This window comes from Azospirillum baldaniorum (assembly GCF_003119195.2).
Classification (GTDB): domain Bacteria; phylum Pseudomonadota; class Alphaproteobacteria; order Azospirillales; family Azospirillaceae; genus Azospirillum; species Azospirillum baldaniorum.
Genome location: NZ_CP022262.1, coordinates 505,001 through 529,517 on the forward strand (window position 1 = coordinate 505,001; position 24,517 = coordinate 529,517).

General features: G+C 69.6%; 15 protein-coding genes and 1 riboswitch (1 of these 16 only partly in view). Of the genes, 10 read left to right on the top strand and 5 right to left on the bottom strand.

Going from position 1 to position 24,517, the window contains the following annotated elements; translation table 11 throughout:
- Nucleotides 1–297, bottom strand: the start of a protein-coding gene (locus Sp245p_RS33725; RefSeq protein WP_052584558.1) for a sensor histidine kinase. The gene continues 1,614 nt to the left of window position 1, outside the view; only the first 297 of its 1,911 coding nucleotides appear in the window; its start codon is at nt 295–297; its stop codon lies off the left edge, out of view.
- A 237-nt stretch (nt 298–534) separates the two neighbouring features.
- Between Sp245p_RS33725 and Sp245p_RS33730 the strand changes: the two genes are divergently transcribed.
- The 5 genes from Sp245p_RS33730 (at nt 535) to Sp245p_RS33750 (ending at nt 14,099) form a co-directional block, all read left to right on the top strand.
- Nucleotides 535–1,269: a response regulator transcription factor gene (locus tag Sp245p_RS33730; RefSeq protein WP_082188309.1), complete on the top strand. Its 735-nt coding sequence runs from the start codon at nt 535–537 to the stop codon at nt 1,267–1,269.
- Nucleotides 1,270–1,303: 34 nt separating this feature from the next.
- Nucleotides 1,304–3,175: a tetratricopeptide repeat protein gene (locus Sp245p_RS33735; RefSeq protein WP_109139306.1), complete on the top strand. Its 1,872-nt coding sequence runs from the start codon at nt 1,304–1,306 to the stop codon at nt 3,173–3,175.
- A gap of 521 nt (nt 3,176–3,696) precedes the next feature.
- Complete coding sequence (locus Sp245p_RS33740) at nt 3,697–12,693, top strand: Ig-like domain-containing protein (protein WP_109139307.1); 8,997 nt, start codon at nt 3,697–3,699, stop codon at nt 12,691–12,693.
- A gap of 136 nt (nt 12,694–12,829) precedes the next feature.
- Nucleotides 12,830–13,204 carry a hypothetical protein gene (locus Sp245p_RS33745; protein WP_014199795.1) on the top strand — a complete coding sequence of 125 codons (375 nt, stop codon included), beginning with the start codon at nt 12,830–12,832 and terminating at the stop codon, nt 13,202–13,204.
- 127 nt (nt 13,205–13,331) lie between these two features.
- The gene (locus tag Sp245p_RS33750) at nt 13,332–14,099 is read left to right on the top strand and encodes a superoxide dismutase (protein WP_014199796.1); all 768 of its coding nucleotides are present in this window, start codon (nt 13,332–13,334) and stop codon (nt 14,097–14,099) included.
- Nucleotides 14,100–14,164: 65 nt separating this feature from the next.
- Here the strand turns inward: Sp245p_RS33750 and Sp245p_RS33755 are convergent, their stop codons facing one another.
- The gene (locus Sp245p_RS33755) at nt 14,165–14,845 is read right to left on the bottom strand and encodes an energy-coupling factor ABC transporter permease (RefSeq protein ID WP_014199797.1); all 681 of its coding nucleotides are present in this window, start codon (nt 14,843–14,845) and stop codon (nt 14,165–14,167) included.
- A gap of 172 nt (nt 14,846–15,017) precedes the next feature.
- Nucleotides 15,018–15,256: riboswitch (cobalamin riboswitch) on the bottom strand.
- A 144-nt stretch (nt 15,257–15,400) separates the two neighbouring features.
- Here Sp245p_RS33755 and Sp245p_RS33760 point away from each other — a divergent pair.
- Nucleotides 15,401–17,332 (top strand): glycosyltransferase family protein, encoded by a 1,932-nt coding sequence (locus tag Sp245p_RS33760; RefSeq protein ID WP_109139308.1) that lies wholly within the window; start codon nt 15,401–15,403, stop codon nt 17,330–17,332.
- Nucleotides 17,333–17,515: 183 nt separating this feature from the next.
- A complete protein-coding gene (locus tag Sp245p_RS33765) occupies nt 17,516–18,667 on the top strand; it encodes a glutathionylspermidine synthase family protein (protein WP_014199801.1) in 1,152 nt (383 codons plus the stop codon).
- An 83-nt stretch (nt 18,668–18,750) separates the two neighbouring features.
- Here Sp245p_RS33765 and Sp245p_RS33770 read toward each other — a convergent pair whose 3' ends face one another.
- The gene (locus Sp245p_RS33770; RefSeq protein ID WP_014199802.1) at nt 18,751–18,975 is read right to left on the bottom strand and encodes a hypothetical protein; all 225 of its coding nucleotides are present in this window, start codon (nt 18,973–18,975) and stop codon (nt 18,751–18,753) included.
- A gap of 148 nt (nt 18,976–19,123) precedes the next feature.
- The gene (gene phaR, locus Sp245p_RS33775) at nt 19,124–19,789 is read right to left on the bottom strand and encodes a polyhydroxyalkanoate synthesis repressor PhaR (protein ID WP_109139309.1); all 666 of its coding nucleotides are present in this window, start codon (nt 19,787–19,789) and stop codon (nt 19,124–19,126) included.
- A gap of 470 nt (nt 19,790–20,259) precedes the next feature.
- Here phaR and Sp245p_RS33780 point away from each other — a divergent pair, with 470 nt between their 5' ends.
- From Sp245p_RS33780 to phbB, 3 genes are all read left to right on the top strand, one after another.
- Nucleotides 20,260–21,519 carry an alpha/beta fold hydrolase gene (locus Sp245p_RS33780; protein WP_014199805.1) on the top strand — a complete coding sequence of 420 codons (1,260 nt, stop codon included), beginning with the start codon at nt 20,260–20,262 and terminating at the stop codon, nt 21,517–21,519.
- A 112-nt stretch (nt 21,520–21,631) separates the two neighbouring features.
- Nucleotides 21,632–22,807: an acetyl-CoA C-acetyltransferase gene (locus Sp245p_RS33785; protein WP_014199807.1), complete on the top strand. Its 1,176-nt coding sequence runs from the start codon at nt 21,632–21,634 to the stop codon at nt 22,805–22,807.
- A gap of 98 nt (nt 22,808–22,905) precedes the next feature.
- Entirely contained in the window at nt 22,906–23,628 is a 723-nt protein-coding gene (gene phbB, locus Sp245p_RS33790) for an acetoacetyl-CoA reductase (RefSeq protein WP_014199808.1), read from the top strand.
- Between the two features lie 484 nt (nt 23,629–24,112).
- Here phbB and Sp245p_RS33795 read toward each other — a convergent pair whose 3' ends face one another.
- Nucleotides 24,113–24,514, bottom strand: coding sequence for a hypothetical protein (locus Sp245p_RS33795; RefSeq protein ID WP_014199810.1), 402 nt, complete (start codon nt 24,512–24,514; stop codon nt 24,113–24,115).
- Nucleotides 24,515–24,517: the final 3 nt, after the last annotated feature.

The window sequence follows — 24,517 nt, forward strand, 5'->3', positions numbered from 1 at the left end:
CGCCAGATACGGAACGGCCGGCAGGGGCGGCAGACCGACGAACTGCCGCATCCCCATGTAGGTGAAGCCCTGGCCCAGCAGGAGAATGCCGTTGGCGACGGCGATGCTCAGCCACTCCGGTGCCGGGGCGGGAAGCATCCGCAGCAGGAAAAAGACGCCCACCAGGATGTTGCCCCACGCCCAGCCCCGCGGACCGGGCACCGAGGTGTTGAGCTTGTAGAGAAGCGTGGCCACCAGAGCCGACAGGAAGATCATCCCCCCGGTCATGGCGAAAAGTGTGTTGCCGTCCAGATGCATGGCCCCGCCCTCTATACCGCCTGCTGTGCCGGCCGCCATACCGTGTCGAAGTTGTGCCACATCGGGATTGTGCCGTATCGGTGCGTTCCATGTCCTCGGGCGTGGCACACCCGGGCGGTTGTTGACCCGTGTCTCGTTTTAATTCCTATTGCCCCTTTCGCGAGCAATGCCGTAGAGACAGTATCGTCTTTCCTCCGCACTTTCTTCCACAAGGTGCTAGCCGCGTAAAGGACGGTTATGAAGCCCGATGGCGTTTCGGTTTTCCTCGTGGAAGACGATGAAGATTTCCGAGACGCACTTACCGATTGTCTCGATGGGGCCGGCTTTCATGTCCGTGCTTTTGCGGATGCGCTCAGTTTCTACAAAGGTTCTTTGTCGGTGCGACCGGACGTTGCGGTGATCGACGTCAATCTGCCGGATGAAAGCGGGCTGGAGGTGCTTGGACACGTCACCGCCCTGGGCGTCGGAGCCATCCTGCTGACCGCGCGCGGCACCACCAGCGACCGGGTGGCGGGGTACGAGGCGGGGGCTGACATCTATTTCGTCAAGCCCGTGGACACGCACGAGCTGATCGCCGCGATCCGCGGGCTCGCCGTCAAGGGGCGTCGCCGCCAGGAAGCCGCCGGGAAGAGCGTGGAAGCCCCGGCGTCCGAGGGCGCCGCACCGGTCTGGCTGCTGAAGCAGCGCTCCCACCTGCTGGTCGGCCCGGACCTGCAGGTCGTCCGTCTCGCCGATCAGCAAACCAGACTCCTGGCCGCGCTCGCCCTGCACGCGCCCAACGCCGCGCCGCGGGACGACCTGCTGGCCGCGCTCGGGCACAATCCGGAATTCAGCGACCGGCAGATCCTGGACTCCGCGATTCGCCGCCTGCGTCGCACCGTCGAGCTCTCCACCGGCATTCCTCTCGCCGTGACCACAATCCCGCGGGTGGGTTACGCGTTGCGCGACGGCATCGTTCTCGATCCGAACTGAGCGCTCCCCTCCTTTCCCAACGGTGGACCAAGCCATGCCGGCGAACCATACGGCCGATTCGAAGACCGGCATTCCCGTCCCATCGACGGACAAACGATGGGCGGAAAAACGATGGGAGGATGACCGATGGGCGCTGTCCCTGGTCCGCCGTCACCGCCGCGCCGTCGTCCAGGCGCCCGACCACGCCGCCGGTTACATGAATCTGGGTGAGGGGCTGCGCACGCTCGGCCAGGACGACGCGGCGGCGGTGATCAATGCCCGGGCCCTGACGCTGCGCCCGGATTATCCCCAGGCGCTCTGCGCGCGGTCGGTCCTCTTCTCCGGGCAGCGCCGTCCCCGGGCGGCCCTGCGTCTGGCCTTGCGGGCGCTGGCGGTGGACCCGGCCTTTCCCGCCGGCTGGGACTGGCTCGCCCGGCTGGCCGGCGCCGAATCGCTTGACGAGGTTCGGCTGCGGGCGATGCTCCGCTCCGTCCGGCTGACCCCGGCCCGCCCGGAGGCGCTGGTCGCCTTCGGCACGGCCTTGACGGACGGGGACCGGGTGCGTGGCGATGCGCGGGCTCGGGAGGAGGGAGTCGGCATTCTGCTGCGGGCTCTGGCGCTCGATCCGGCCTCCCCGGAGGTGATCGGAGCGCTGGCCGGCACCGCCTTCCGCCTCAGCCATTTTCCGGAGGTGCTGCGTCTGATCCGCCGGCTGCACCGGATCGATCCGCAGAGCGCCAACGCCTACGCCATGCGCAGCGTGGTCGCCACCATGCTGGGCGACTTCGACGCGGCGATCGCCCATGGCCGTTGCGCCGTGCTTCTGGCGCCGGGGGAGGCCACGCCCTGGATCAATCTGGCGCTCGGCCTGCACGCGCTGCAGCACCCGGAGATCGCTGCCCATTACAACCGGCGTGCCGCGCGGCTGGACCCGGGCGGGGCGGTGGGCCGCTTCAATCTGTCGCTGAACCTGCTGGCGATGGGCGAGCTGGCGCGCGGCTGGCGGCTCTACGAGGCGCGCTGGCGCATGGGCGGCGCCAGGACGCCGGATCACGCTCCGCTCTGGGACGGCAGCGACCCGGCGGGCCGCCGCATCCTGCTGACCGCGGAACAGGGACAGGGGGACACGCTGCACTTCATCCGCTACGCCCCGTTGCTGGCGACGCGCGGCGCGCGGGTGGAGGCGCAGGTGCAGCCGTCGCTGGTCCGGCTGGTCTCCCTGATGCCCGGCGTCTCCGCGGTCCATCGGTCGGACGAACCGCCGCCGCTCTGCGATGCCGTGATCCCGCTGTTGAGCCTGCCGCGCCTGTTCGGGACGACGCTGGACACCATCCCGGCCGCCATCCCCTATCTGCGCGCGGCGCCGGCCGACGAGGCGCGCTGGCGGGATCGCTTGGCGGGAGAACACCGGGTCGGAGAGCGCCGACTGAAGGTTGGGCTGGTCTGGGCCGGGGATTCGCACGCCGCGCACCTCAGCGCCAACGCGGTGGACGGGCGGCGCAGCTTGCCGCTGGCGGCGCTCGCTCCGCTGGCCTCCGTGCCGGGAATCGCCTGGATCAGCCTCCAGAAGGGCGCTCCGGCGGCCCAGGCCGGGACGCCGCCGCCCGGCATGGACCTGATCGACTGGATGGACGAGGTCACGGACTTTGCCGACACCGGCGCCCTGATCACGCAACTCGACCTCGTCATCTCGGTCGATACGTCGGTGTGCCATCTCGCCGGCGGTCTGGGAAAACCGGTCTGGGTGCTGTCGCGCTTCGACGCCTGCTGGCGCTGGCTGATCGGCCGCGACGACACGCCCTGGTACCCGACCATGCGCCTGTTCCGGCAGGAGCGCCCCGGCGATTGGGATCCGGTCATCGCCCGGCTCGCCGCCCGCCTCCGCATCGTGGCGGATCACCGGGTTCCCGCCGCGCCCGCCCTTTAAAGCGAACTTCCGTTCGCTTTAGACTCATATCGCCTCATTCGCCGACGGGCTCCGGTCGCATGTGCGACCGGGACCGCCGGCGCGGTCCAAAGCGGATTGCAATCCGCTTTAAGGGCATGAGCCTGCGGGGCCGCCGTCGCGGCCCCTTCCGCCGAACCGGTCAGAAACCGGTCAGATCCACGTCACCTTTTGTCCATGTGATTGCTGCGGCTTCTTCACTATCGTCCAAAACCACCACTTTTGGTGTGCGCCATGCAGCCGAGAGTCGTGAATTTGGCATAATTCTCTACAAATATCAGAGAATAAGTGAAATGAAGCCGGCTTTTTTAAAACACCCATCTCGCAACCCGTCCAGTTTTACTTTGAAGCCTGCGCTCTTGTTACGCAGGAACCCGGCGGCATAAGCGGAACGGACCCGTTCCCAGCGCCTGAGAATTCCAGACTTTGAACACTGACCGGGGCCTCCGCCGCTCGGAGCGCCCTCGCACATCCTGACCGTCCTAACCGAGGGGAACACGACCATGGCCGATCCGAACTTCACGCTGCTTGGCACCGCCCTGTTCGGCATCGGAAAAGTCGGCCCCTCCGGCGTGGCGGGACAGGCCACCCCGGTGTTCGTCGACATCGACGGCGACGGCGATCTCGACGCCCTGATCGGCGATGTGAACGGCGGCCTCACGCTTTATCGGAACGTCGGGACAAGCGGCTGGCCCTCCTTCACGTGGGCCGGCACGAACCCCTTCGGTCTGAGCAATGTCGGCGGCTGGTCGTCGCCGGCCTTCGCCGATCTCGACGGCGACGGCGACCTCGATCTGCTGATCGGCAGCGATTCCGCAAACAGCACCAACGGCTCCCCGCTCACCGGGCGCGGCTACCTGTTCTATTTCAGGAATGTGGGCACGGCGACCGCCCCCAGCTACGTGCTGGCCGGCACGAACCCCTTCGGCCTCAACAGCACCGGCTTCTACGCCAAGCCGACCTTCGTCGACATCGACGGTGACGGCGACCTCGACGCGGTCATCGGCAGCGGCAGCGGCGATCTGTACGTCTACCGCAACGTCGGCACCCGGACGGCGCCCAGCTTCTCGTTGGTCGGCGTCAACGCCTTCGGCCTTGGGAAAGTCGGCAGCGAAAGCATCAACATGTCCTCGCCGACCTTCGCGGACATCGACGGCGACGGCGACCTCGACGCCATCATCGGCACCAACGCCGGCGACACGGTGGTCTACCGCAACATCGGTACCCGGACGAACCCGAACTTCTCGCTGGTCGGCACCAACCCCTTCGGTCTTGCCGACAGCGGCAGCTACGCCCGGCCGGTCTTCGTCGACCTCGACGGCGACGGCGACATCGACGCGATCGTCGGCGAGCAAGGGGGACGGCTCGTCGCCTATTGGAACGGCCCGGCGCCCGTCGCCCCGCCGACCGGGCTGACGCTGGGCTGGGATACGGACAGCGGCGTGCGGGGCGACCGCATCACAAACAACACCAAGCCTTCCATCACCGGCACGGCGGTCGCCGGCTCGACCGTGGTCCTGTACGACGGCAACACGGCGATCGGCACCGCGACGGCGGGCAGTGGCGGGCAGTGGACGATCACCCCGACGGGCACGCTGGGCACCGGCGCCCACACGCTGACCGCCAAGACCAGCCAGAACGGCGGCACCTCCTCCGCCTCCAGCGCGCTGGTTGTGACCATCGACCTGTCCGCTCCGACGCTGGTGTCGGCGGCGGTGAACGGGACCGCGCTGACGCTGACCTATTCGGAGACGCTGTTCAACGTCGCCTTGGACAAGTCCGCCTTCACGGTGAAGGTGAACGGCGTTGCGGTCGAGATCAGCAGCCTTTACATCAGCGGTTCGACAGTCAACGTGACCCTCGCCAAGGAGGTCGTCCGTTACAAGACGGTGACGGTGGACTACACGCCGCCTTCGTCGAACCTGATCCAGGACGCCAGCACCAACTCCGCCGGCGGGCTGACCGGGCAGGCGGTTGTCAACAACTCGCCGGCCGATCCGAACTTCCTGCCGCCCTCCACCAACCCGCTGGGGCTGGGCAACAGCGGAACCGACGCCCGGCCGGCGGTCGCCGACCTGGACGGCGACGGCGACCCCGACGTTCTGGTGGGCAACGCCGCCGGCGACACGCTTTACTACCGCAACATCGGCACGGCGACGAACCCGACCTTCACCCTGGCCGGCACAAACCCCTTCGGCCTGGGCCGCGTCGGCACCAGCGCCTCGACCAGCTTCGCGGACATCGACGGCGACGGCGATCTCGACGCATTGATCGGCAACCAGAACGGCGGCATCGTCGTCTACCGCAACGTCGGCACCCGGACGTCGCCCAGCTTCATGCTGGTCGGCACCAATCCCTTCGGCCTCGGCGGGGTCGGCACCGCCGCGGCGCCCACCTTCGCGGACATCGACGGCGACGGCGACCTCGACGTCCTGATCGGCAACGGCGCCGGCAACCTGGTTCTCTATTGGAACACCGGCACTTCGGCGGCGCCCAGCTTCACGCTGGGAGGCACCAATCCCTTCGGGCTGGGCAGCGTGACCGGCGGCGCCTTGCCGTCCTTCGTGGATTTCGACGGCGACGGCGACCTGGATCTGCTGATCGGCACCCCGGACGGCAACACGATCGTCTACCGCAACGTCGGCTACAGCAACTACCCCAGCTTCACGCTGGTCGGCACCAACCCCTTCGGGCTCGAGGACGTCGGGAACCGGGCGGCGCCGGTGTTCGCCGACATCGACGGCGACGGCGACCTCGACGCGCTGACCGGCAACGCGAACGGCGACCTGATCGTGTCGCGGCAGGTGCCGCCGCCCGACGCGCCGGAAGGGCTGACCCTCGACCCTGCATCGGATCTCGGCGTGGCCGGCGACCGGATCACCGGCGACGCGACCCCGACGATCACCGGCACGGCGCTGGCCGGGCTGACGGTGGTGCTGTACGACGGCGCGACGGCGCTGGGGACCACCACCGCCGGCAGCGACGGGCTGTGGACGATCACGCCGGCCACCGCGCTGGCCGACGGCCCGCGGACCCTGACCGCGAAGACGACGAACAGCGACGGCACCTCGGCGCCGTCCAAGACCCTGGTCGTCACCATCGACACCACGCTGCCGGTCCTGTCCTCGGCGACGGTGAACGGCGCCATCCTGACGCTGAGCTACTCCGAGGCGCTGGACCTGGTGTCCAAGCCCGCGGCCTCGGCCTTCACGGTGAAGGCAGGCGGCGCGACGGTGGGCGTGACCAACGTCGCCATCACCGGTTCGGTCGTCACCCTGACCCTGGAATACGCGGTCCTGCGCACCGACACGGTGACCGTGGACTACACCCCGCCGCAAACGGCGCCGGCGCGGGACCTTGCGGGCAACGGCACCGCCACGCTCACCAACCAGCCGGTGAGCAACCAGACCGACCCCTATTTCAACCTTCTGGGCACCAACCCCTTCGGTCTCGCCAACGCCGGAGCGAATGCCACGCCGACCTTTGCCGACATCGACGGCGACGGCGACCTGGACATGCTGATCGGCATCCAGAGCGGCGACTCGATCCTCTATCGCAACGTCGGCACGGCGACAGCGCCCAGCTTCACGCTGGAAGGCACCAACCCCTTCGGACTCGGAAACGTCGGCTCCTACGCCAACGCCGTGCCCACCTTCGCCGACATCGACGGCGACGGCGATCTCGACGTCTTCATCGGCAACGCCTACGGCAACACGATCTTTTATCGCAACGTCGGGACGGCGACGGCGCCCAGCTTCACGCTGGTCGGCACCAACCTGTTCGGCATCGACCAGACCAGTTATGCAACTCCGACATTCGCGGACATCGACGGCGACGGCGACCTCGATTTCTTCGTCGGCAACATGTTCGGCAACGTCAACGTCTACCGCAACGTCGGGACGGCGGCGGCGCCCAGCTTCACGCTGGTCGGCAACAATTCGTTCGGCCTCGAGAACATCGGCGGCCAAGTCCGGCCGGTCTTTGCGGACATCGACGGTGACGGCGACCTCGATGCCATCATCGGAAACACAAACGGCGACGATGTGGTCTTCCGCAACGTCGGAACGACGGCGGCGCCCAGCTTCACGCTGGTCGGCACCAACCCATTCGGCCTCAAATCCCACAACTACCAAGTCCGGCCAACCCTCCTGGACATCGACGGTGACGGCGATCTCGACATCGTGATCGGGAACGGCGGCAACATGGTCGTCTACCTGCAGGAGCCGCCGCCGCCCGGCGCGCCAAGCAGCCTTGGCCTTGCCGCCGCGTCCGACAGCGGCGTGGCCGGCGACCGGATCACCAACAGCACGACTCCCGTCATCACCGGCTCCGCCGCGTCCGGAGCCACAGTGGTGCTGTACCGGGGCGCCACGGCGATCGGCACCGCCACCGCGGTCAACGGGCAGTGGACCATCACACCGACCGGCACCCTCGCCCAGGGCAGCCACACCCTGACCGCCACGGCCACCCGGATGGGAAGCACCTCCCAGGCATCCACCGCTTTCACCCTGACCATCGACACGACGGCGCCGAACGCTCCGGCGGTGACTTCGGCAGCGGCGACCAACAACACGACGCCGACCCTCGCGGGCACGGCGGAGGCGAACAGCACCGTCACCGTCACGGTGGGTGGGGCGACATACACGGCCGCCGCGTCGGGAACTGGCGCCTGGAGTGTGAACCTCGCCACCGCGACACCGACCGCCGGCACGCTGAGCCTCGACGCCAACGGGACCAACACCGTCTCCGTCACGGCGACCGACGCCGCGGGCAACCTCTCGTCGGCGGGGACGCAGACACTGGCGATCGACACGACGGCGCCGAACGCCCCGGCGGTGACCAGTGCGGCGCTGACGAAGGCGCTGAAGCCGACCATCAGCGGCACGGCGGAGGCGAACAGCACCGTCACCGTCACGGTGGGTGGGGCCACCTACACGGCCGCCGCGTCGGGAACCGGCGCCTGGAGTGTGAACCTCGCCACGGCGACGCCAACCTCCGGCACGCTGAGCCTCGACGCCAACGGGACCAACACCGTTTCCGTCACGGCAACCGACGCCGCGGGCAATACGTCGTCCGCGGGCACCCAATCGCTGACCATCGACACTACGGCACCGAACGCTCCGTCGGTGACTTCGGCGGCGCTGACCAAGAACGCCGCACCGACCCTCACCGGCGCGGCGGAAGCGGACAGCACGGTGACCGTCACGGTGGGTGGGGCGACCTACACCACGACGGCGACCAACGGGATTTGGAGCGTCAACCTCGCCACGGCGACGCCAACCTCCGGGTCGCTGAGCCTCAACGCCAACGGCAGCAACGCCGTCTCCGTCACGGCGCGCGACGCGGCGGGCAATACGTCGTCCGCGGGCACCCAATCGCTGACCATCGACACCACGGCACCGAACGCTCCGTCGGTGACTTCGGCGGCGCTGACCAAGAACGCCGCACCGACCCTCACCGGCGCGGCGGAAGCGGACAGCACAGTGACCGTCACGGTGGGTGGGGCGACCTACACCACGACGGCGACCAACGGCAGTTGGTCGATCAACCTCGCCACGGCGACGCCGACCTCCGGCTCGCTCAGCCTCAATGCCAACGGCGCCAACCCGGTGTCGGCGACGGCGACCGACGCCGCCGGCAACATCTCGTTGGCCGGCACCCAGACGCTGACCATCGACACCACCGCGCCTAGCGCCCCGACCGTCACCACGGAACTGAGCAACAGCACGACCCCGACCCTCACCGGCACGGCGGAGGCCGGCAGCACGGTGACGGTCACGGTGGGTGGAGCGACCTACACCACCACCGCCACGAACGGCGGCGCCTGGAGCCTCAACCTCGCCACGGCGACGCCGACCGCTGGCTCCCTGAACCTGAACGCCAACGGCGCCAACCCCGTCACGGCCACGGCCACCGACGCTGCCGGAAACGTCTCGGCGCCGGGCACCCAGTCGCTGACCATCGACACGACGGCGCCAAACGCCCCGGCGGTGACCTCGGCGGCACTGACCAACAGTGCCACCCCGGTGATCGGCGGCACGGCGGAAGCCGGCAGCACCGTCACCGTCGCCATCGGTGGAGCGACCTACACCACCACCGCCACGAACGGCGGCGCCTGGAGCCTCAACCTCGCCACGGCGACGCCGACCGCCGGCTCCCTGAACCTGAACGCCAACGGCGCCAACCCCGTTACGGCCACCGCCACCGACGCGGCGGGCAACACGTCGTCCGCCGGCACGCAGTCGCTGACCATCGACACCACACTGCCCAACGCTCCGGCGGTGACCAGTGCGGCATTGAGCAACAGCACCACGCCAACCCTCACCGGTACGGCGGAAGCGGGCAGCACGGTGACCGTCACGGTGGGCGGCGCCACCTACACCACCACGGCGTCCAACGGAAACTGGTCCATCAACCTCGCCACCGCGACGCCGACCTCCGGCTCGCTCAGCCTCAACGCCAACGGCGCCAACCCGGTCTCCGCCACGGCAACCGACGCGGCGGGCAACGTCTCGGCCCCCGGCACGCAAGCGCTGACCATCGACACCACCGCGCCGAGCGCGCCCTCGGTGACCAGCGCGGCGCTGACCAACAGCACGACGCCGACCCTCACCGGCACGGCCGAGGCCGGCAGCACCGTCACCGTCACGGTGGGCGGCGCCACCTACACCACCACCGCCACGAACGGCGGCGCCTGGAGCCTCAACCTCGCCACGGCGACGCCGACCGCCGGCACGCTGAGCCTCAACCCGAACGGCGCCAACCCGGTCTCGGCCACCGCCACCGACGCCGCCGGCAACACCTCGGTCCCCGGCACGCAGTCGCTGACCGTCGACACCACCGCGCCCACCGCGCCGGCGGTGACCAGCCCCGCGCTGAGCAACAGCACGACGCCGACCCTCACCGGCTCGGCGGAGGCCGGCAGCACCGTCACCGTCACCATCGGTGGAGCGACCTACACCACCACGGCGACCAACGGGGCCTGGACCCTCAACCTCGCCACCGCGACGCCGACCGCCGGTTCGCTGAACCTCAACGCCAACGGCGCCAACTCGGTCTCGGCCACGGCGACCGACGCCGCGGGCAACACCTCCTCGGCCGGCAGCCAGTCGCTGACCATCGACACCACGCTGCCCGATGCCCCGACCGTCGCCACGGCGCTGAGCAACAGCACGACGCCGACCCTCTCCGGCACGGCCGAAGCGGGCAGCACCGTCACCGTCACGGTGGGCGGCGCCACCTACACCACCACCGCCACGAACGGCGGCGCCTGGAGCCTCAACCTCGCCACCGCCACACCGGTGACCGGCACGCTCAGCCTCAACGCCAACGGCGCCAACCCGGTCTCGGCCACCGCCACCGACGCCTCGGGCAACGTCTCGGCACCGGGCACCCAGTCGTTGGTCATCGACACCACGCTGCCCGACGCCCCGACCGTTGCCACGGCGCTGACCAACAGCACGACGCCCACCCTCACCGGCACGGCCGAAGCGGGCAGCACCGTCACCGTCACCATCGGTGGAGCGACCTACACCACCACCGCGACCAACGGGACTTGGAGCCTCAACCTCGCCACGGCGACGCCGACCGCCGGCACGCTCAGCCTCAACGCCAACGGCGCCAACCCGGTCTCGGCCACCGCCACGGATGCCGCTGGCAACATCTCGGCGCTGGGCACCCAGTCGCTGACCGTCGACACCACCGCGCCGACGGCCAGCGTGCTGTTCGAGGACGACAGCATCGACGCCATCGAGCAGTCCAGCGCCGCCTTCACCATCAGCGGCGGCGAGGCCGGGACCAGCTTCACCTGGACGATCACCTCGGCCGGCGGCGGCCAGGTCACCGGCGGCGGCGTGATGAGCGGCCCGACCATGCGGGTGACCGGGCTGGACCTCTCCGCCCTGGGCGACGGCACGCTCACCCTGACCCTCGGCCTGACCGACCCGGCGGGCAACGCCGCGCCGCCCTTCACCGCGACGACGCAGAAGCTCACCGCCACCGTGGAGAAGCCCGCCCCGGTCGCCCCGCCGCCGACGGCCACCGTGGACGGCGCCACCGTCAACGGCTCGGTCACCACCGGCGGCGACGGCAAGCGCGTCACCACCGTGACCATCGCGGCCAGCAACAGCAACCGCGTCGAGGACACCAGCACCGCCAACGCCGACCTCGCCGACGTGCCGGTGGTGCGCGAGCAGGTGGTCGACCGCCAGACCGGCGCGGTGTCCACCGTCACCACCCTGACGGTCAGCGTCTCCACCGGCGTGGCCGTCACCACCTCGGGCAGCGCCGAGCGGCAGACCGCCGCGCAGGCGCAGAGCGGGCTGACCGGGCTGATCGCCGCCATCGAGGCGCGCACCGACGCCGGCACCGCCTCGCGTGGCAACCTGACCGGCGGCGGCGACGGCTTCCTCTCGGTGCTCTCCGCCCAGGCCCAGCTCCTGGTGCGCGCCATCGACTTCAGCACGCCGGGGGTGGCCGCCGGCCAGGCGGTGCAGACCAGGGTGACCGGCAACACGCTGGGCGGCACCGGGGTCGCCAGCACGGCGCCGACCGCGGTGGTGCTCAATACCACGGCGGCGGCGGGTCCGGTGACCATCCAGCTCGACAACGTCGAGTTCGCGGCGGTGGTCGGCAACGCCACGCTGGTCGGCGGCGACGGCGAGCAGATCGTCTACGGCGACGACCACGAGCAGTACATGTACCTGGGTGCCGGCGACGACCTCCTGCACGGCGGCGGCGGCAACGACACGATCGCCAGCGCCGGCGGCAACGACACGCTGTACGGCGACGATGGCGACGACGTGGTGATGGGCGGCGAGGGCGACGACTGGCTGTTCGGCGGCGAGGGCAACGACCTGATCGGCGGCGGGGTCGGCAACGACGCGCTGTTCGGCGGGACGGGCCAGGACATCCTGTTCGGCGAGGCGGGCGACGACACGCTGACTGGCGAGGCGGGCGACGACACGCTGTCCGGCGGGGCGGGCAACGACCTGCTGTTCGGCGGGTCGGGCGACGACTTCCTGATCGGCGACGACGGCGACGACACGCTGAGCGGCGGCGACGGCAACGACGTGGCGCTGGGCGGGGCGGGGCGCGACCTGATCGGGCTCGGCGCGGGCGACGACCTGGCCAGCGGCGGCGAGGGCGACGACACGCTGTTCGGCGAGGAGGGCAACGACACGCTGTTCGGCGGGGCGGGCAACGACCTGCTGAACGGCGGGGCGGGCAACGACGTGCTGTTCGCCGACGGCGGCGCGGACACGCTGTGGGGCGGCGCCGGCGCGGACGTCTTCGCTTTCGGGCGGGCCTCGGGCGGGTCGGTGGTGATGGACTTCCAGGTGGGGGTGGACCGCTTGGCGCTCTATGACGCCAGCATGGACCTCGGCGCGGTGATCCGCTCGGCGCGGGTGGAGGGCGGCAACACCACGCTCGACGTCGGCGGGGGCAACCGCATCACCATCCTCGGCCAGACCGGAAACGTCGCCGGCTGGTTCGGCTGAGCGGGCATAAACGCCGTTCTGCGCCAGCCTCCCCGAACGGATTCGGGGGGCTAATCCTTAGGGGGCTTTGCCGCCATGGGGTTATCGGTTGGATGATGGCTTACCCGATCGAACGAATCCCCGGAGCCATTCCGCCATGCCGACATCGCCGCACGGATCGCCTGACCGAGGGCTGAAGCCGTTCATCCTCGCCATTCATCGCGAAGCGCTGGAAACCGCCGCGGCGAAGGGGCTGACCGGCACCCTGGCGCAGGTCGCCGCCCTCCAGGACACCGCCAGCCTCGCCTCGGCCAAGGCTGGACGCCTCGTCACGGAGGAGGAGGTGATGCGCCTGCTGCTTCGGGAGCGCCGCGCCCGTAAGATTCATGAGGCGATGGGAACCGCACCAGTCGTGCCGGTCCGGAAGCCGGTGGCGGCCCCGTCCCGGTTCCGCCTGGGGCGCTGGCGGACCGTGGCGATGGGCATGGCCCTCTCGGCGTCCGCCGGACTGGCTGGAAAGGCGCGCTTGTAAGAAACGGGCGGTGCGCGGTCCGCCGGTACCGAGTGAGTACGCCCATTGCCCTGTTGAGTGAGGCGCGGGGCGCACTGAGGCTGTCGCTTCCCCGCTGTTCGGCACGAAACACACAATGGGAGGTCTCATGTCCGTTCGCCTGGATCGCCGCCAATTGCTGCTCTCCGCCGGAGCCGCCGCGCTGGTGCTGGCCGTGGCGCCGCGCTTCGTCCTGGCCCAAACAACAGGGGGCCAAACGCCGGCTGGCCAAACTCCGGGCGGCAAGGGATTCACGCTGCCGCCGCTGCCCTACGCGCCCGCCGCGCTGGAACCGCACATCGATGCGACGACCATGAGCGTGCATCACGACAAGCACCATCAGGCTTACGTCGACAACCTCAACAAGGCGCTCGCCAACCACGGCGACCTTCAGGCGATGCCGCTGGCCGACTTGCTGAAGCGCGTGCCGGAACTGCCGGAAAGCATCCGCACAGCGGTGCGCAACAACGGCGGCGGTCACGCGAATCACAGCATGTTCTGGAGCATCATGGGGCCGAACGCTGGCGGCGCTCCGGACGGCGAGGTGGGGGCTGCCATCACGCGCGACTTCGGCAGCTTCGACGATTTCAAGACGCGCTTCAACACGGCGGGGGCGGGGCAGTTCGGCAGCGGCTGGGTCTTCGTCACCGCCGACCCGTCGTCGGGCAAGCTGGCCATCGCCGCGCGGCCGAACCAGGATTCCCCGGCCATGGACGGCGTGCCCGTGCTGATGGGCAACGACGTGTGGGAGCACGCCTATTACCTGAAGTACCAGAACCGGCGCGCCGACTATCTGGCGGCTTGGTGGAACGTCGTCGACTGGGGCGCGGTGAACCGTCGCTACGCGGCGATCCGGAAGGGCGAGCTGGTGATCTGAACAAAAAAGGGCGGCGGGGACATCCCCGCCACCCTTCCTGCGAACCATCTGGTCCAGAGGCCCGGTCAGGCGCCCTGATGAAGGCGGATGTTGAACAGCGGGCCCTGGCTCTGGCGGCGCAGCGCCTTGGCGACGGCCAGCACGGCGAGATCGGCCAGCGGCTCGACGATGATGACGGTCATGTAGGCGGCGCCGAAGGAGGCGACCTCCGTCATGGTCTCGGCGGTGAAGCCGTGGCCGTAGAGGGCCCAGAAGGCCACCCAGGCGACGATGCCGCCCTGGTAGGCGGTGGAGAGGGCCAGCGCCTGCGAGTACTTCAGGTCGACATAGGGGGTGGCGTCGGGGACGATCCGCTTCGCCAGCAGGCTGATGCCCCACAGCGGGACCAGCAGCGTGGTGACGTTCATGCCGTACTGCGGCAGGTCGAACGGCGCGAAGAACAGGCCCTGGATCAGCAGGCCGGCGGCGAGGCCGATGGAGGCCGCACCGGCGCCGAACAGCAGGAGCAGCGTCGAACCGAGGATCAGGTGAACCTCCGACACGCCCACGGGGTGGTGCGGGAACACCTCGAAGAAGCTGAAGACCAGCGCGGTGGCGATCAGGCTGCGCAGCACCAGCGGTGCGACCCCGCCGTTGTTGCGGACGTCGTTGTGCGCCAGCTTTCCGGCCATCGCGAAGCCGCCGGCGGCCGTCGCGTAGCTGAGAGCGATCTTGGCGCCGTCGACGACGCCGGGTTCGATGTGCATGCTCTATGCCCTTTCCGAGTCTGCCATGCGTTGGGAGGGCGTCGTTGCTGGCAGGCACCGGCATCGCAACCCCCTTGGCCCCCTGGATGGGCGCACCGGGGGACGGCTTGCGGAAGACGGGCGGCCGTCGGGCCGGACATCGGCAAGCGACCACCGGGGCACCCCGCCCGAGGACGTACGTTCGGTTACGGCAGGTCTCCTGGCTTGCGGGTCAAGGCGGCATCGTCCGGCCTTCCCGGCGCCCGTTCCCGCAGGCGGCGCCAGTGACACGGAAAGGACGAGGCCGCTCACCGCTCACAGTTGCGGGGGCAGCGCCGGATTTGCCGTTTCTCCCCCTGCGGGGCGGCGCACCGGCTTCCCTCTTAGCCCCGCGACCGGAGGGCGCGGGGAACCATAACCGGCGCCAGGGTAGGGGCGGGGTCCCCCGCCGTCAAGAGGGGGATGGCGACCCATCGGGGGAGTCGCACGGCTTCCTTGACACCACTCCCGCGGAACCGACAAGGTCCGGCTGACTGCGCGAGGCCGGATCAATGGGCGAAGGACGGGGTTGCGGGCATGCTACCGGTTCATTTCCTGACCATCGTGCTGAACGGCGATCCCTTCATCCGTTACCACTTGGAGGTGTTCCGCCAACTGCCCTTCCCCTGGCATTGGCACGTCGTGGAGGGGGTGGCGGAGCAGGTCCGCGATTCCTCCTGGTGCGCGCAACGGGGCGGGCGGGTCCCGCAGGACCTTCACCGCGACGGGCGCAGCAGCGACGGAACCTCGGAGTATCTCGACCGCATCGCGGCGGAGGAGCCCGGGCGCGTGTCGGTCTACCGCAAGCCGCCGGGCGTCTTCTGGCAGGGCAAGGTGGAGATGGTGACCGCGCCGCTGGCCGCCATGACGGAGGAATGCCTGCTCTGGCAGGTCGATGCGGACGAGCTGTGGACGGCGGAGCAGATCGCCCGCGCGCGCCGGATGTTCCTCGACTCGCCGTCGCGCACGGCGGCGCTGTACCTCTGCCACTTCTTCGTCGGCCCGTCCCTGGTTCTTGACCGGCTGGACCAGTACGGCAATTACCGCGCCTACGAATGGCTGCGCACTTGGCGGTACCGGCCGGGCGATTACTGGCACTCGCATGTCCCGCCCCGGCTGGTGCGGCCGCAGCCCGACGGGTCCGAACGCGACCTCGGCGCGGCCAACCCCTTCCTGCATGAGGAAACGGCGGTGAGCGGGCTCGTCTTCCAGCATTTCGCCTACGCGACGCGCCAGCAGGTCGCGTTCAAGGAAATCTATTACGGCTACGACGGCGCGGTCGGGCGGTGGGAGTCCCTCCAGGCGGCCGGGCGGTCGGTGGGCAACGGCACCCTTCCGTTGCGCGATTTCTTCCCCTGGGTGACCGACGCAGCGACCGTCGCCCGCGCCGAGCATGCCTTGGTGGAACCGCTGGCGCGCCCGGACGCCGACGGAAGCTGGGGCTTCGTGCCGCCGGCGCGGGGCGCCTCGACCGCCCCGGCGGTGGCGCTGCTGCGGAATTCCGGACCCGCCGTCCGCCGCCGCACGCTCGTCCCCGGCGAGCCGCCGCCCTTCCCGACCGACCTGATCCAAAGCGTCGGCGTGTTCCTGCTGGACGGGGCCGGCGCCGCGTTGCGGGCGTCGGGTGTCCTGCGGGAGTTGCGGCGGGCTTTGCCGCTGGCCCGCATCACCGTCTTCGCGACGCCGGACGCGGAGGCGGCGCTCGCCCTCTGCCCCTACGTCAACCAGCGCGTCACCCTGCCGTCGCTGACGGGGCGGGCGCCCGACGACGCGCTGGTGACCGCCGTACGCGAGGAGATCGGCCAACAATTCAGCGGTGCCTTCGACCTGACGATCAACCCGGTCCGGGGTGAGGATGCCAGCTTCGCCAACCGCCTGATGCAGGATACGGGGGCGCCGCTCCGCCTCGGTTGCAGGGTCGGCCGGCCGGTGCGTGGCTATTACGCCGACGCCTTCCTGACCCACGTCGCGCCAGCTCCCGCTGTCCTGTTGGGGGCGCTGACCGCCGGGGAGGCGGACCCCGCCACGGAGGTCTGGACCTCCCCCGCCGGCGAGCGGGCGGCCGCCGCGCTTCTGGCCGCGGGCGTTCCGGCGCGCTGGCGCTGTGCGGTCGGCCTGTCCGCGTCCGTCGGCACCGGCGGCCTGTCGGAGCTGTGCCGCCGCCTTGCCGCGCGGGGAGACACCGCCCTGGTCCTGGTCGGCGAGGAGGCCGCCAGGGGGGCCGCGGCGCGCATCGCCGGGGAAACCGGTGGCGCCTGCCTGAACGCGGTGGGGCGGCTGGGTTTCGACGGGCTGTGCGCCCTGCTGCGGCGCTGCGACCTGTTCGTCGGGACCGGCGCCCCGGTGGAGGACATTGCCATGGCGGCCAAGCTTCCCATGGTGGGAACCGGTCCGGAGCACGGCGCCCCGACTGCCGAGGCGATGGAAAGCGCCATCGCGGCTTGGCTGGCCGACCGCGCCCGCTTGTGAGATCGAAGAGAGCAAGCGTGGAAAAACGGAAGGGCAGGCGCGCAAGGCGCTTGTGTTGGCGCGTTTGCGCCGCAATGATCCGCCCCCACCGAATCCCGGACGGCCGCAAGCGGCGCGCCGCAGCGGGGCAAAACCATGGATTGAATCCGGCGGCCCGGTAAGCACACGATGCGCAGAGCAGTCATGAAACCCCGTGCGGATTGGCGTCCGGGGCTCCGCAAATACCCCTACGGCGTCCGCGCCATGAGCGCCGGCGCCTTCTGGCGCGAGGATGTGCGGTACGAGTTCTCCGCCCATCAGATCGACCTGATCGAAAGCGTCGCCGACGAGTTGCACACCATGCTGCGCGAGGCGCTGCGCGCGATGGTGGACGGGCGGGCGCTGGCCCGGCTGGGAGTCCGCGGCGGCGTGGCGCGTCTGCTGGAGGCCTCCTGGAACGACTATTGGGCCGCGGGGCGGCTGAACGAGCGGGCCGGCGCGCTGATCGGGCGGCTGACGCTGGCCTATGACGGGCGCGATTCGGTCAAGCTGCTGGCCTGCAACTACGACACGCCGGAGGGGCTGTTCGCCGCCTCGATCATCCAGCGCAACTGGCGCGAGGCCCTGATGGGCGACGCCAACCAGTTCAACGGTCTGCACGAGGGGCTGGTGGAGCGCTGGGAGGAGCTGGCGGCGGGCATGCCGGGCCGCGGGCTCGTCCATCTGGCCTGCGCCACCCCCGACCCGATGCGCGAGAGCGAGCTGGTCTATCTGGCCGCCACCGCGGCGGAGGCCGGGATCGCCACGCATCTGCTGCCGCTGCAGAGCCTGGGCTGGGACGGCCAGCGCTTCGTTGACGACGAGGGGCGGGCGGCCTCCTGGCTGGCGAAGATCTACCCCTGGCAGGGGCTGGCCGACGACGCCTTCCTGCAGAAGCTGCGGATGGGCGGCATGAGCATGCTGTCGCCGCTGTGGTGCTGGCCGATGTCGAACCACGGGCTGCTGGCGACGCTCTGGTCGCTCTACCCGCGCCACCCGAACCTGTGCCGCGCCGCGCTCGACCCTGAGGAACTGGCCGGCTGCGACGCGGTGACCGAGCGCAGCCTGTTCGGGCTCGACGACGCGGCCCAGCGCATGACGGCGCACGGACGCGCCATTTCGGACACCGGCAGCGCCGAGTATCCGGGAGGGCGGGTCTGGCTGGAAACCCCGCCGATCTTCGAGGAGGAGGGCGTCCACGCGCTCCTGCACTGCTGGATCATCGGGGACAAGTGCCTGGGCATGTCGGTCCGTGAATCGGCGGAACCGCGGGTCGGCTCCGACGCGGCGATGGTGCCGCACATCTTCCGCAGCTGACGCGCATTCACGGGGTGGAAGGAGCCCGCCCTGTTCCAACGAGGCGCAGGGCGGGCGCTTCGGCAGCGATCAACCGGCAGTCCTCAGCGGCCGCGGCCCGGCGCGAAGGGATTGGGCAACGGCGAGCCGAACGCCGCCCGGCGGGCGTCCCGCCACGCGACGTCATTGCCGACGCCGCTGTGGGTGGCCGACACCGACACCACCTGACTCTGGTGGCGCAGCCAGCCGCGCAGCTTTTCTTCGAACCGTTGGGCGTCCTGGGCGTCCGCAACCTCCAGTTCCATCGACATCTGCAGCTCGGTCTTCATGGCGTTCCTCCTCTGGACCGTTCCGTTGGACAAACAGCCGGGGGGGCCACTGGTGCCGAAAAAACAGAAAAGGGCGGGGAACTTTCCCCGCCCTGCGCTGCAACGCCGTGAACGCGATGGCCGTCGATGCGAGTGGCGGCGCCGCCGCTCACTTCCCTTCGGGCTTCGCCGGGCGGGCCGGCTTGGCGATGCTGGCGATCTGCTTCTGCAGGTCGTCGATCTGCTTCTGAAGCTCTTCATAGGTGTGGCTGGCCGCCGCGGCCGCGCCGTTGGGCGGAACGGCGGACGGGCCGGGGGCCGCCGGGCGGGGCGGGGCGGCGGGGTGCTCGCCGGGCTGCCCGTCCTCAGCGCCGCCGAAGGGCGAGAACATGCGCATGGCCCGTTCGAACATCGCCATGTTCTGCTTGCCGACCTCTTCCAGCCGGCCGAAGGGGAACATCCCGCCCAGCGTGTTCTGGAAATAGTCGCGCATCTGCTCCTGGTTGCGCGAGAAGGACTGCATCGAATATTCGAGGTAGCGCGGCACCATCCACTGCATGTTGTCGCCGTAGAAGCCGATGAGCTGGCGCAGGAAGCTGATCGGCAGCAGGTTCTGGCCCTTGCTCTCCTCCTCCACGATGATCTGCGTCAGCACCGAGCGGGTAATGTCCTCCCCGGTCTTCGCGTCATAGACCACAAAGTCGAGCCCGTCCTTGACCATCTGACAGAGATGGTCGAGCGTCACGTAGCTGCTGGTCGCCGTGTTGTAGAGCCGCCGGTTGGCGTACTTCTTGATCGTGATCGTCGCGGACTTCTGGTCTTCCTTGTCGGCCATCGCTGTTTCTTTCAAGAAGGGTCGTGCGGCGAGAATGTTCCAGATATAAGGACTACTCGAAGGAATGCACCCTGTCCAGTGCTGTGCCGCAGCGCTGCGACCCCAGGTGGGCGCCGCCCCGATAATTCGGGATTTGCGGCATTTTCGATCGGTCCTTCGCGGCTCTGGTCAAGGGCACCGCCTCCCTCATATACTCCCGGCCATGGCCGAATCGTCCGAATCCGACACCCCATCCCTGGAAACGCTCGCGCAACGGTACCTCGACCTGTGGCAGGAACAATGGGCGGCCTGCGCCGCCGATCCCGAGATGGCCGATGCCGCCGCCCGCCTGTTCCAGATGATGGCGCAGGGCGCCGCGGCGATGGCGCCCTTCGTCCTGGGGCCGGGCGGTTTCGCCTACACCAGCCCGCCGGGCACCGGCTGGAATCCGACGCCGGCTCCATCTCACCCGTCCTGCGAGGGAGAGCCGCGTGACCGGGGACAACGCCACGATCCCCCCGCAAGCCGCCCCGCGGCCCGTTCCGAGGCTGGGGCCGCGGCCCCTGGCGCTGCATCTGGCGACGGTGGCGGCGACACTGCTCAGCTCCTCCGCCGCATTGCCGCACTTGAGGAACGGCTCGCTGCCATGGAAGCCGCATCTGCGGGAGCGGGCGGAGGACCTGCGCCGACGGATCGCCGCAACCGACGGGGACGCGTTCGCCCAAGCGGTTGACCGCGAGGTCCGCCGCCAGCTCTCCCTCGCCTTGACGGGGATCGAGCGCTACCGACATCACCCCTACCGCCGCGACCTTCCCGACCCGCCCGTGCTGTGGACGGAAGGGGCGTCCCGCCTGCTCGACTACGGCGCCCTCGGCCCGGCGACCGGCGCGCCGGTGCTGTTCGTGCCGTCGCTGGTCAACCGCCATTACATCCTCGACCTGTCGGCGCGCAAAAGCCTGATGCGCTGGCTGGCCGCGCAGGGGCTGCGCCCCTTCCTGATCGACTGGGGCATGCCCGGCCCGCTGGAGCGGCGCTACAGTCTGACCGACTACATCGCCGGGCGGCTGGAGCGCGCGCTCGCCGCGGTGGTGGAGGCGGTGGGCCGGCCGGTTCCGGTGGTCGGCTATTGCATGGGCGGGCTGCTCGCCACTGCGCTGGCGCAGCGCCGCCCCAAGGAGGTCGCGGCGCTCGGCCTGCTCGCCACCCCCTGGGACTTCCACGCCGAGGACGCGGGCATGGCCCGCCGCGCCGCGAGCTTTTTCCAACCCTTCGGCCCGCTGCTCGACGCCTGGGGGGAACTGCCGGTGGACGTTCTCCAGGGGCTGTTCGCCCAGCTCGACCCGCTGCTGGCGCTGAAGAAGTTCTCGCAGTTCGCCCGCATGGATCCGGACAGCCGCGCCGCGCTCGCCTTCGTGTCGCTGGAGGACTGGCTGAACGACGGGGTGCCGCTGGTCGCCGGGGTGGCGCGCGACACGCTGGCCGGCTGGTACGGGCGCAACGACACGGCGCGCGGCGCGTGGTTGGTCGCCGGCCAGCCGGTGGAGCCGGCGCGGTTGCGCATGCCGGTCCTGGCGCTGATCCCGGAGCGCGACCGTATTGTTCCGCCGTCCTCCGCGGTGGCCTTGGCAAGATCAATCGACAGCGCGCAAATGATCAGGCCGCCGCTCGGTCATATTGGCATGGTGGTCAGCGCCGGTGCCGAAACAGGCGTCTGGCGCCCCCTGGCCGAATGGCTTAGTGCGGCAGGATAACCGCAGCCAGTCAGGTGTCTTGCATTGCGGGAAATCCGCGCATAAGGTTTTTCCCACTCCGTGCGGCCCACTGACACGATAATAAAACTGACAAAATCTGAGGAGCGTCAACATGACCGAGGTTGTGATCGCCAGCGCAGCGCGTACTCCCATCGGAAGCTTCAACGGGGCGCTCAGCAGCGTGCCGGCCCATTACCTGGGTGAGATCGCCATCCGCGAAGCGCTGAGCCGCGCCAAGACCGACGCCGCGGAGGTGACCGAGGTCATCCTGGGCCAGATCCTGACCGCCGGTCAGGGCCAGAACCCGGCCCGCCAGGCCGCCGTCAACGCCGGCATCCCGGCCTCCGCCACCGCCTTCGGCATCAACCAGCTCTGCGGCTCGGGCCTGCGCTCGGTGGCGCTCGGCTATCAGGCGATCCGCAACGGCGACGCCGAGGTGATGGTCGTCGGCGGCCAGGAGAGCATGAGCCAGGCCCCGCACGTCATGCATCTGCGCAACGGCGTGAAGATGGGCGCCGCCGAGATGCTCGACACCATGCTGAAGGACGGCCTGATGGACGCCTTCAAGGGCTACCACATGGGCACGACGGCCGAGAACGTTGCCCAGAAGTGGCAGCTGACCCGCGAGGAGCAGGACGTCTTCGCCGCCGCCTCGCAGCAGAAGGCCGAGGCCGCCCAGAAGTCGGGCCGCTTCAAGGACGAGATCATCCCGGTCACCATCAAGGGCCGCAAGGGCGACATCATCGTCGCCGACGACGAGTATCCGAAGCACGGCACCACCGCGGAATCGCTGGCCAAGCTGCGCCCGGCCTTCTCCAAGGAGGGCACGGTGACCGCGGGCAACGCGTCGGGCATCAACGACGGCGCCGCCGCGCTGGTCCTGATGACCGCCGAGAACGCCGCCCGCCGCGGCCTGACCCCGCTGGCCCGCATCGTCTCCTGGGCGACCGCCGGCGTCGATCCGGCGATCATGGGCACCGGCCCGATCCCGGCCTCCCGCCTCGCGCTGGAGAAGGCCGGCTGGAAGCACGATGACCTGGACCTGATCGAGGCGAACGAGGCCTTCGCCGCGCAGGCCCTGGCCGTCAACAAGGACCTTGGCTGGGACACCTCCAAGGTCAACGTCAACGGCGGCGCCATCGCGCTCGGCCACCCGGTCGGCGCTTCCGGTGCCCGCGTCCTGACCACCCTGCTCTATGAGATGCAGAAGCGCGACGCCAAGAAGGGCCTCGCCACCTTGTGCATCGGCGGCGGCATGGGCATCGCCCTCACCGTCGAGCGGGGCTGATGAAAAGCGGGCCGTTCCCTCCGGGGTGCGGCCCGTTTCGTATGTGCGCCTACAGAAACCGATAAAGAATCCAACACCAAGCTTTGGGGGAGGAGCCAATGGCTCGAGTTGCAGTCGTCACGGGCGGAACGCGCGGTATCGGCGAAGCCATCTCCGTCGCGTTGAAGAACGCCGGCTATGTCGTCGCCGCCAACTACGCCGGCAACGATGAGAAGGCGAAGGAATTCTCGGCCCGCACGGGCATCGCGGTCTACAAGTTCGACGTGTCGGACTTCGACGCCGTGAAGGATGGCATCGCGAAGATCTCGGCCGAACTCGGGCCGGTGGATGTGGTGGTGAACAACGCGGGCATCACCCGCGACGGCGTGATCCACCGCATGACCCCGCAGCAGTGGAACGACGTCATCGCGACGAACCTCACCTCCTGCTTCAACCTCTGCCGCAACGTCATCGACGGCATGCGCGAGCGCGGCTTCGGCCGCATCGTCAACATCGGCTCGGTGAACGGCCAGGCTGGCCAGTACGGTCAGGTGAACTACGCCGCCGCCAAGTCGGGCATCCACGGCTTCACCAAGGCGCTGGCCCAGGAGGGCGCGGCCAAGGGTGTCACCGTCAACGCCATCGCGCCGGGCTACATCGACACCGACATGGTGCGCGCGGTGCCGCCCAACGTGCTGGAGAAGATCGTCGCCCGCATCCCGGTCGGCCGTCTCGGCAAGGCCGAGGAGATCGCCCGCGGCGTGCTGTTCCTGGTCGGCGACGACGCCGGCTTCATCACCGGCTCGACCCTGTCGATCAACGGCGGCCAGCACATGTACTGACCGGCCGGTGCATTGACTCCCGGGTCTGCGGACCCGTTTGAAGCGACACGACGCCTTCGCCCCTCTCCCGCACCCGCGGGGGAGGGGTTTTTCTTGGGGCCGTCAAAAAAGATGGATCGTCGAGGATATGGCGCGTGGCATGGAGGGCCGAAAAAGCGAAACCCCCGCGCGGGGGGCGGGGGTTTCAGCGGTTGTGCCAGGACATCCGCAATGGTTGAGCCGTCTCAACGGCAATGTTCAGAAATGTGTGGCCGAACAGGTCGGCTTCCTCAAGTAAGCGCAGGTGGACTCATGATGATCACACCCTCCTGGCTACGGGAACATTTGCTGTGATGAGAAGCTGGCTTTTGGGCCAACTTGATGCGGTGTCCACCGCGTCTTCACCTCAACCAGTGTTGCTCTGAGAGGTAGCCTGCTCTTCCTTGCGGGGGTTGTCAATACCCGAACTGCGGTCCCGTTGCCGCTTGATGACGGGTTTGTGACGTCACTTGAACTGGAAGCCGACCGGCCTCTTGTCATCCAGGGAGACCACCGCGCAGCCGCCCAGCGCCGGGCCGACCGACAGCTCACCGTAGGCGGTGACCGCCCCTTCCTCCTTCAGGCGGCCGACGAAGCCGCTGCCGTCGCTGCGGGCGACCCAGGCGAAGGGGATCCAGGTCTGGCGCACCGGCTGGCCGCCGGCGCGGACCACCGCGGTGAAGGCCTCGGCGGTCGGGGTGCCCGGCGGGAAGACGGCGAGCACCGTGCCGCCGTCCTCCTCGTTGAGCGCCGCCTGGGTCAGCGCCACCCCCGTCACCACCGCCCAGACGACCAGCGCCAGCGCGCCGAGCGCCAGCGCGAAGCCATGACCGAAGCCTGGAGAGGAGACGGGCACCGGGTTCGTCATGAC

Bases quoted from the DNA above. Each gene is read 5' to 3' on its own strand.
- Sp245p_RS33745 (WP_014199795.1), top strand. From the start codon at position 12,830: ATGCCGACATCGCCGCACGGATCGCCTGACCGAGGGCTGAAGCCGTTC.
- phaR (WP_109139309.1), bottom strand. From the start codon at position 19,789: ATGGCCGACAAGGAAGACCAGAAGTCCGCGACGATCACGATCAAGAAG.
- Sp245p_RS33755 (WP_014199797.1), bottom strand. From the start codon at position 14,845: ATGCACATCGAACCCGGCGTCGTCGACGGCGCCAAGATCGCTCTCAGC.
- Sp245p_RS33770 (WP_014199802.1), bottom strand. From the start codon at position 18,975: ATGAAGACCGAGCTGCAGATGTCGATGGAACTGGAGGTTGCGGACGCC.
- Sp245p_RS33730 (WP_082188309.1), top strand. From the start codon at position 535: ATGAAGCCCGATGGCGTTTCGGTTTTCCTCGTGGAAGACGATGAAGAT.
- Sp245p_RS33740 (WP_109139307.1), top strand. From the start codon at position 3,697: ATGGCCGATCCGAACTTCACGCTGCTTGGCACCGCCCTGTTCGGCATC.
- phbB (WP_014199808.1), top strand. From the start codon at position 22,906: ATGGCTCGAGTTGCAGTCGTCACGGGCGGAACGCGCGGTATCGGCGAA.
- Sp245p_RS33765 (WP_014199801.1), top strand. From the start codon at position 17,516: ATGAAACCCCGTGCGGATTGGCGTCCGGGGCTCCGCAAATACCCCTAC.
- Sp245p_RS33785 (WP_014199807.1), top strand. From the start codon at position 21,632: ATGACCGAGGTTGTGATCGCCAGCGCAGCGCGTACTCCCATCGGAAGC.
- Sp245p_RS33760 (WP_109139308.1), top strand. From the start codon at position 15,401: ATGCTACCGGTTCATTTCCTGACCATCGTGCTGAACGGCGATCCCTTC.
- Sp245p_RS33750 (WP_014199796.1), top strand. From the start codon at position 13,332: ATGTCCGTTCGCCTGGATCGCCGCCAATTGCTGCTCTCCGCCGGAGCC.
- Sp245p_RS33795 (WP_014199810.1), bottom strand. From the start codon at position 24,514: ATGACGAACCCGGTGCCCGTCTCCTCTCCAGGCTTCGGTCATGGCTTC.
- Sp245p_RS33735 (WP_109139306.1), top strand. From the start codon at position 1,304: ATGCCGGCGAACCATACGGCCGATTCGAAGACCGGCATTCCCGTCCCA.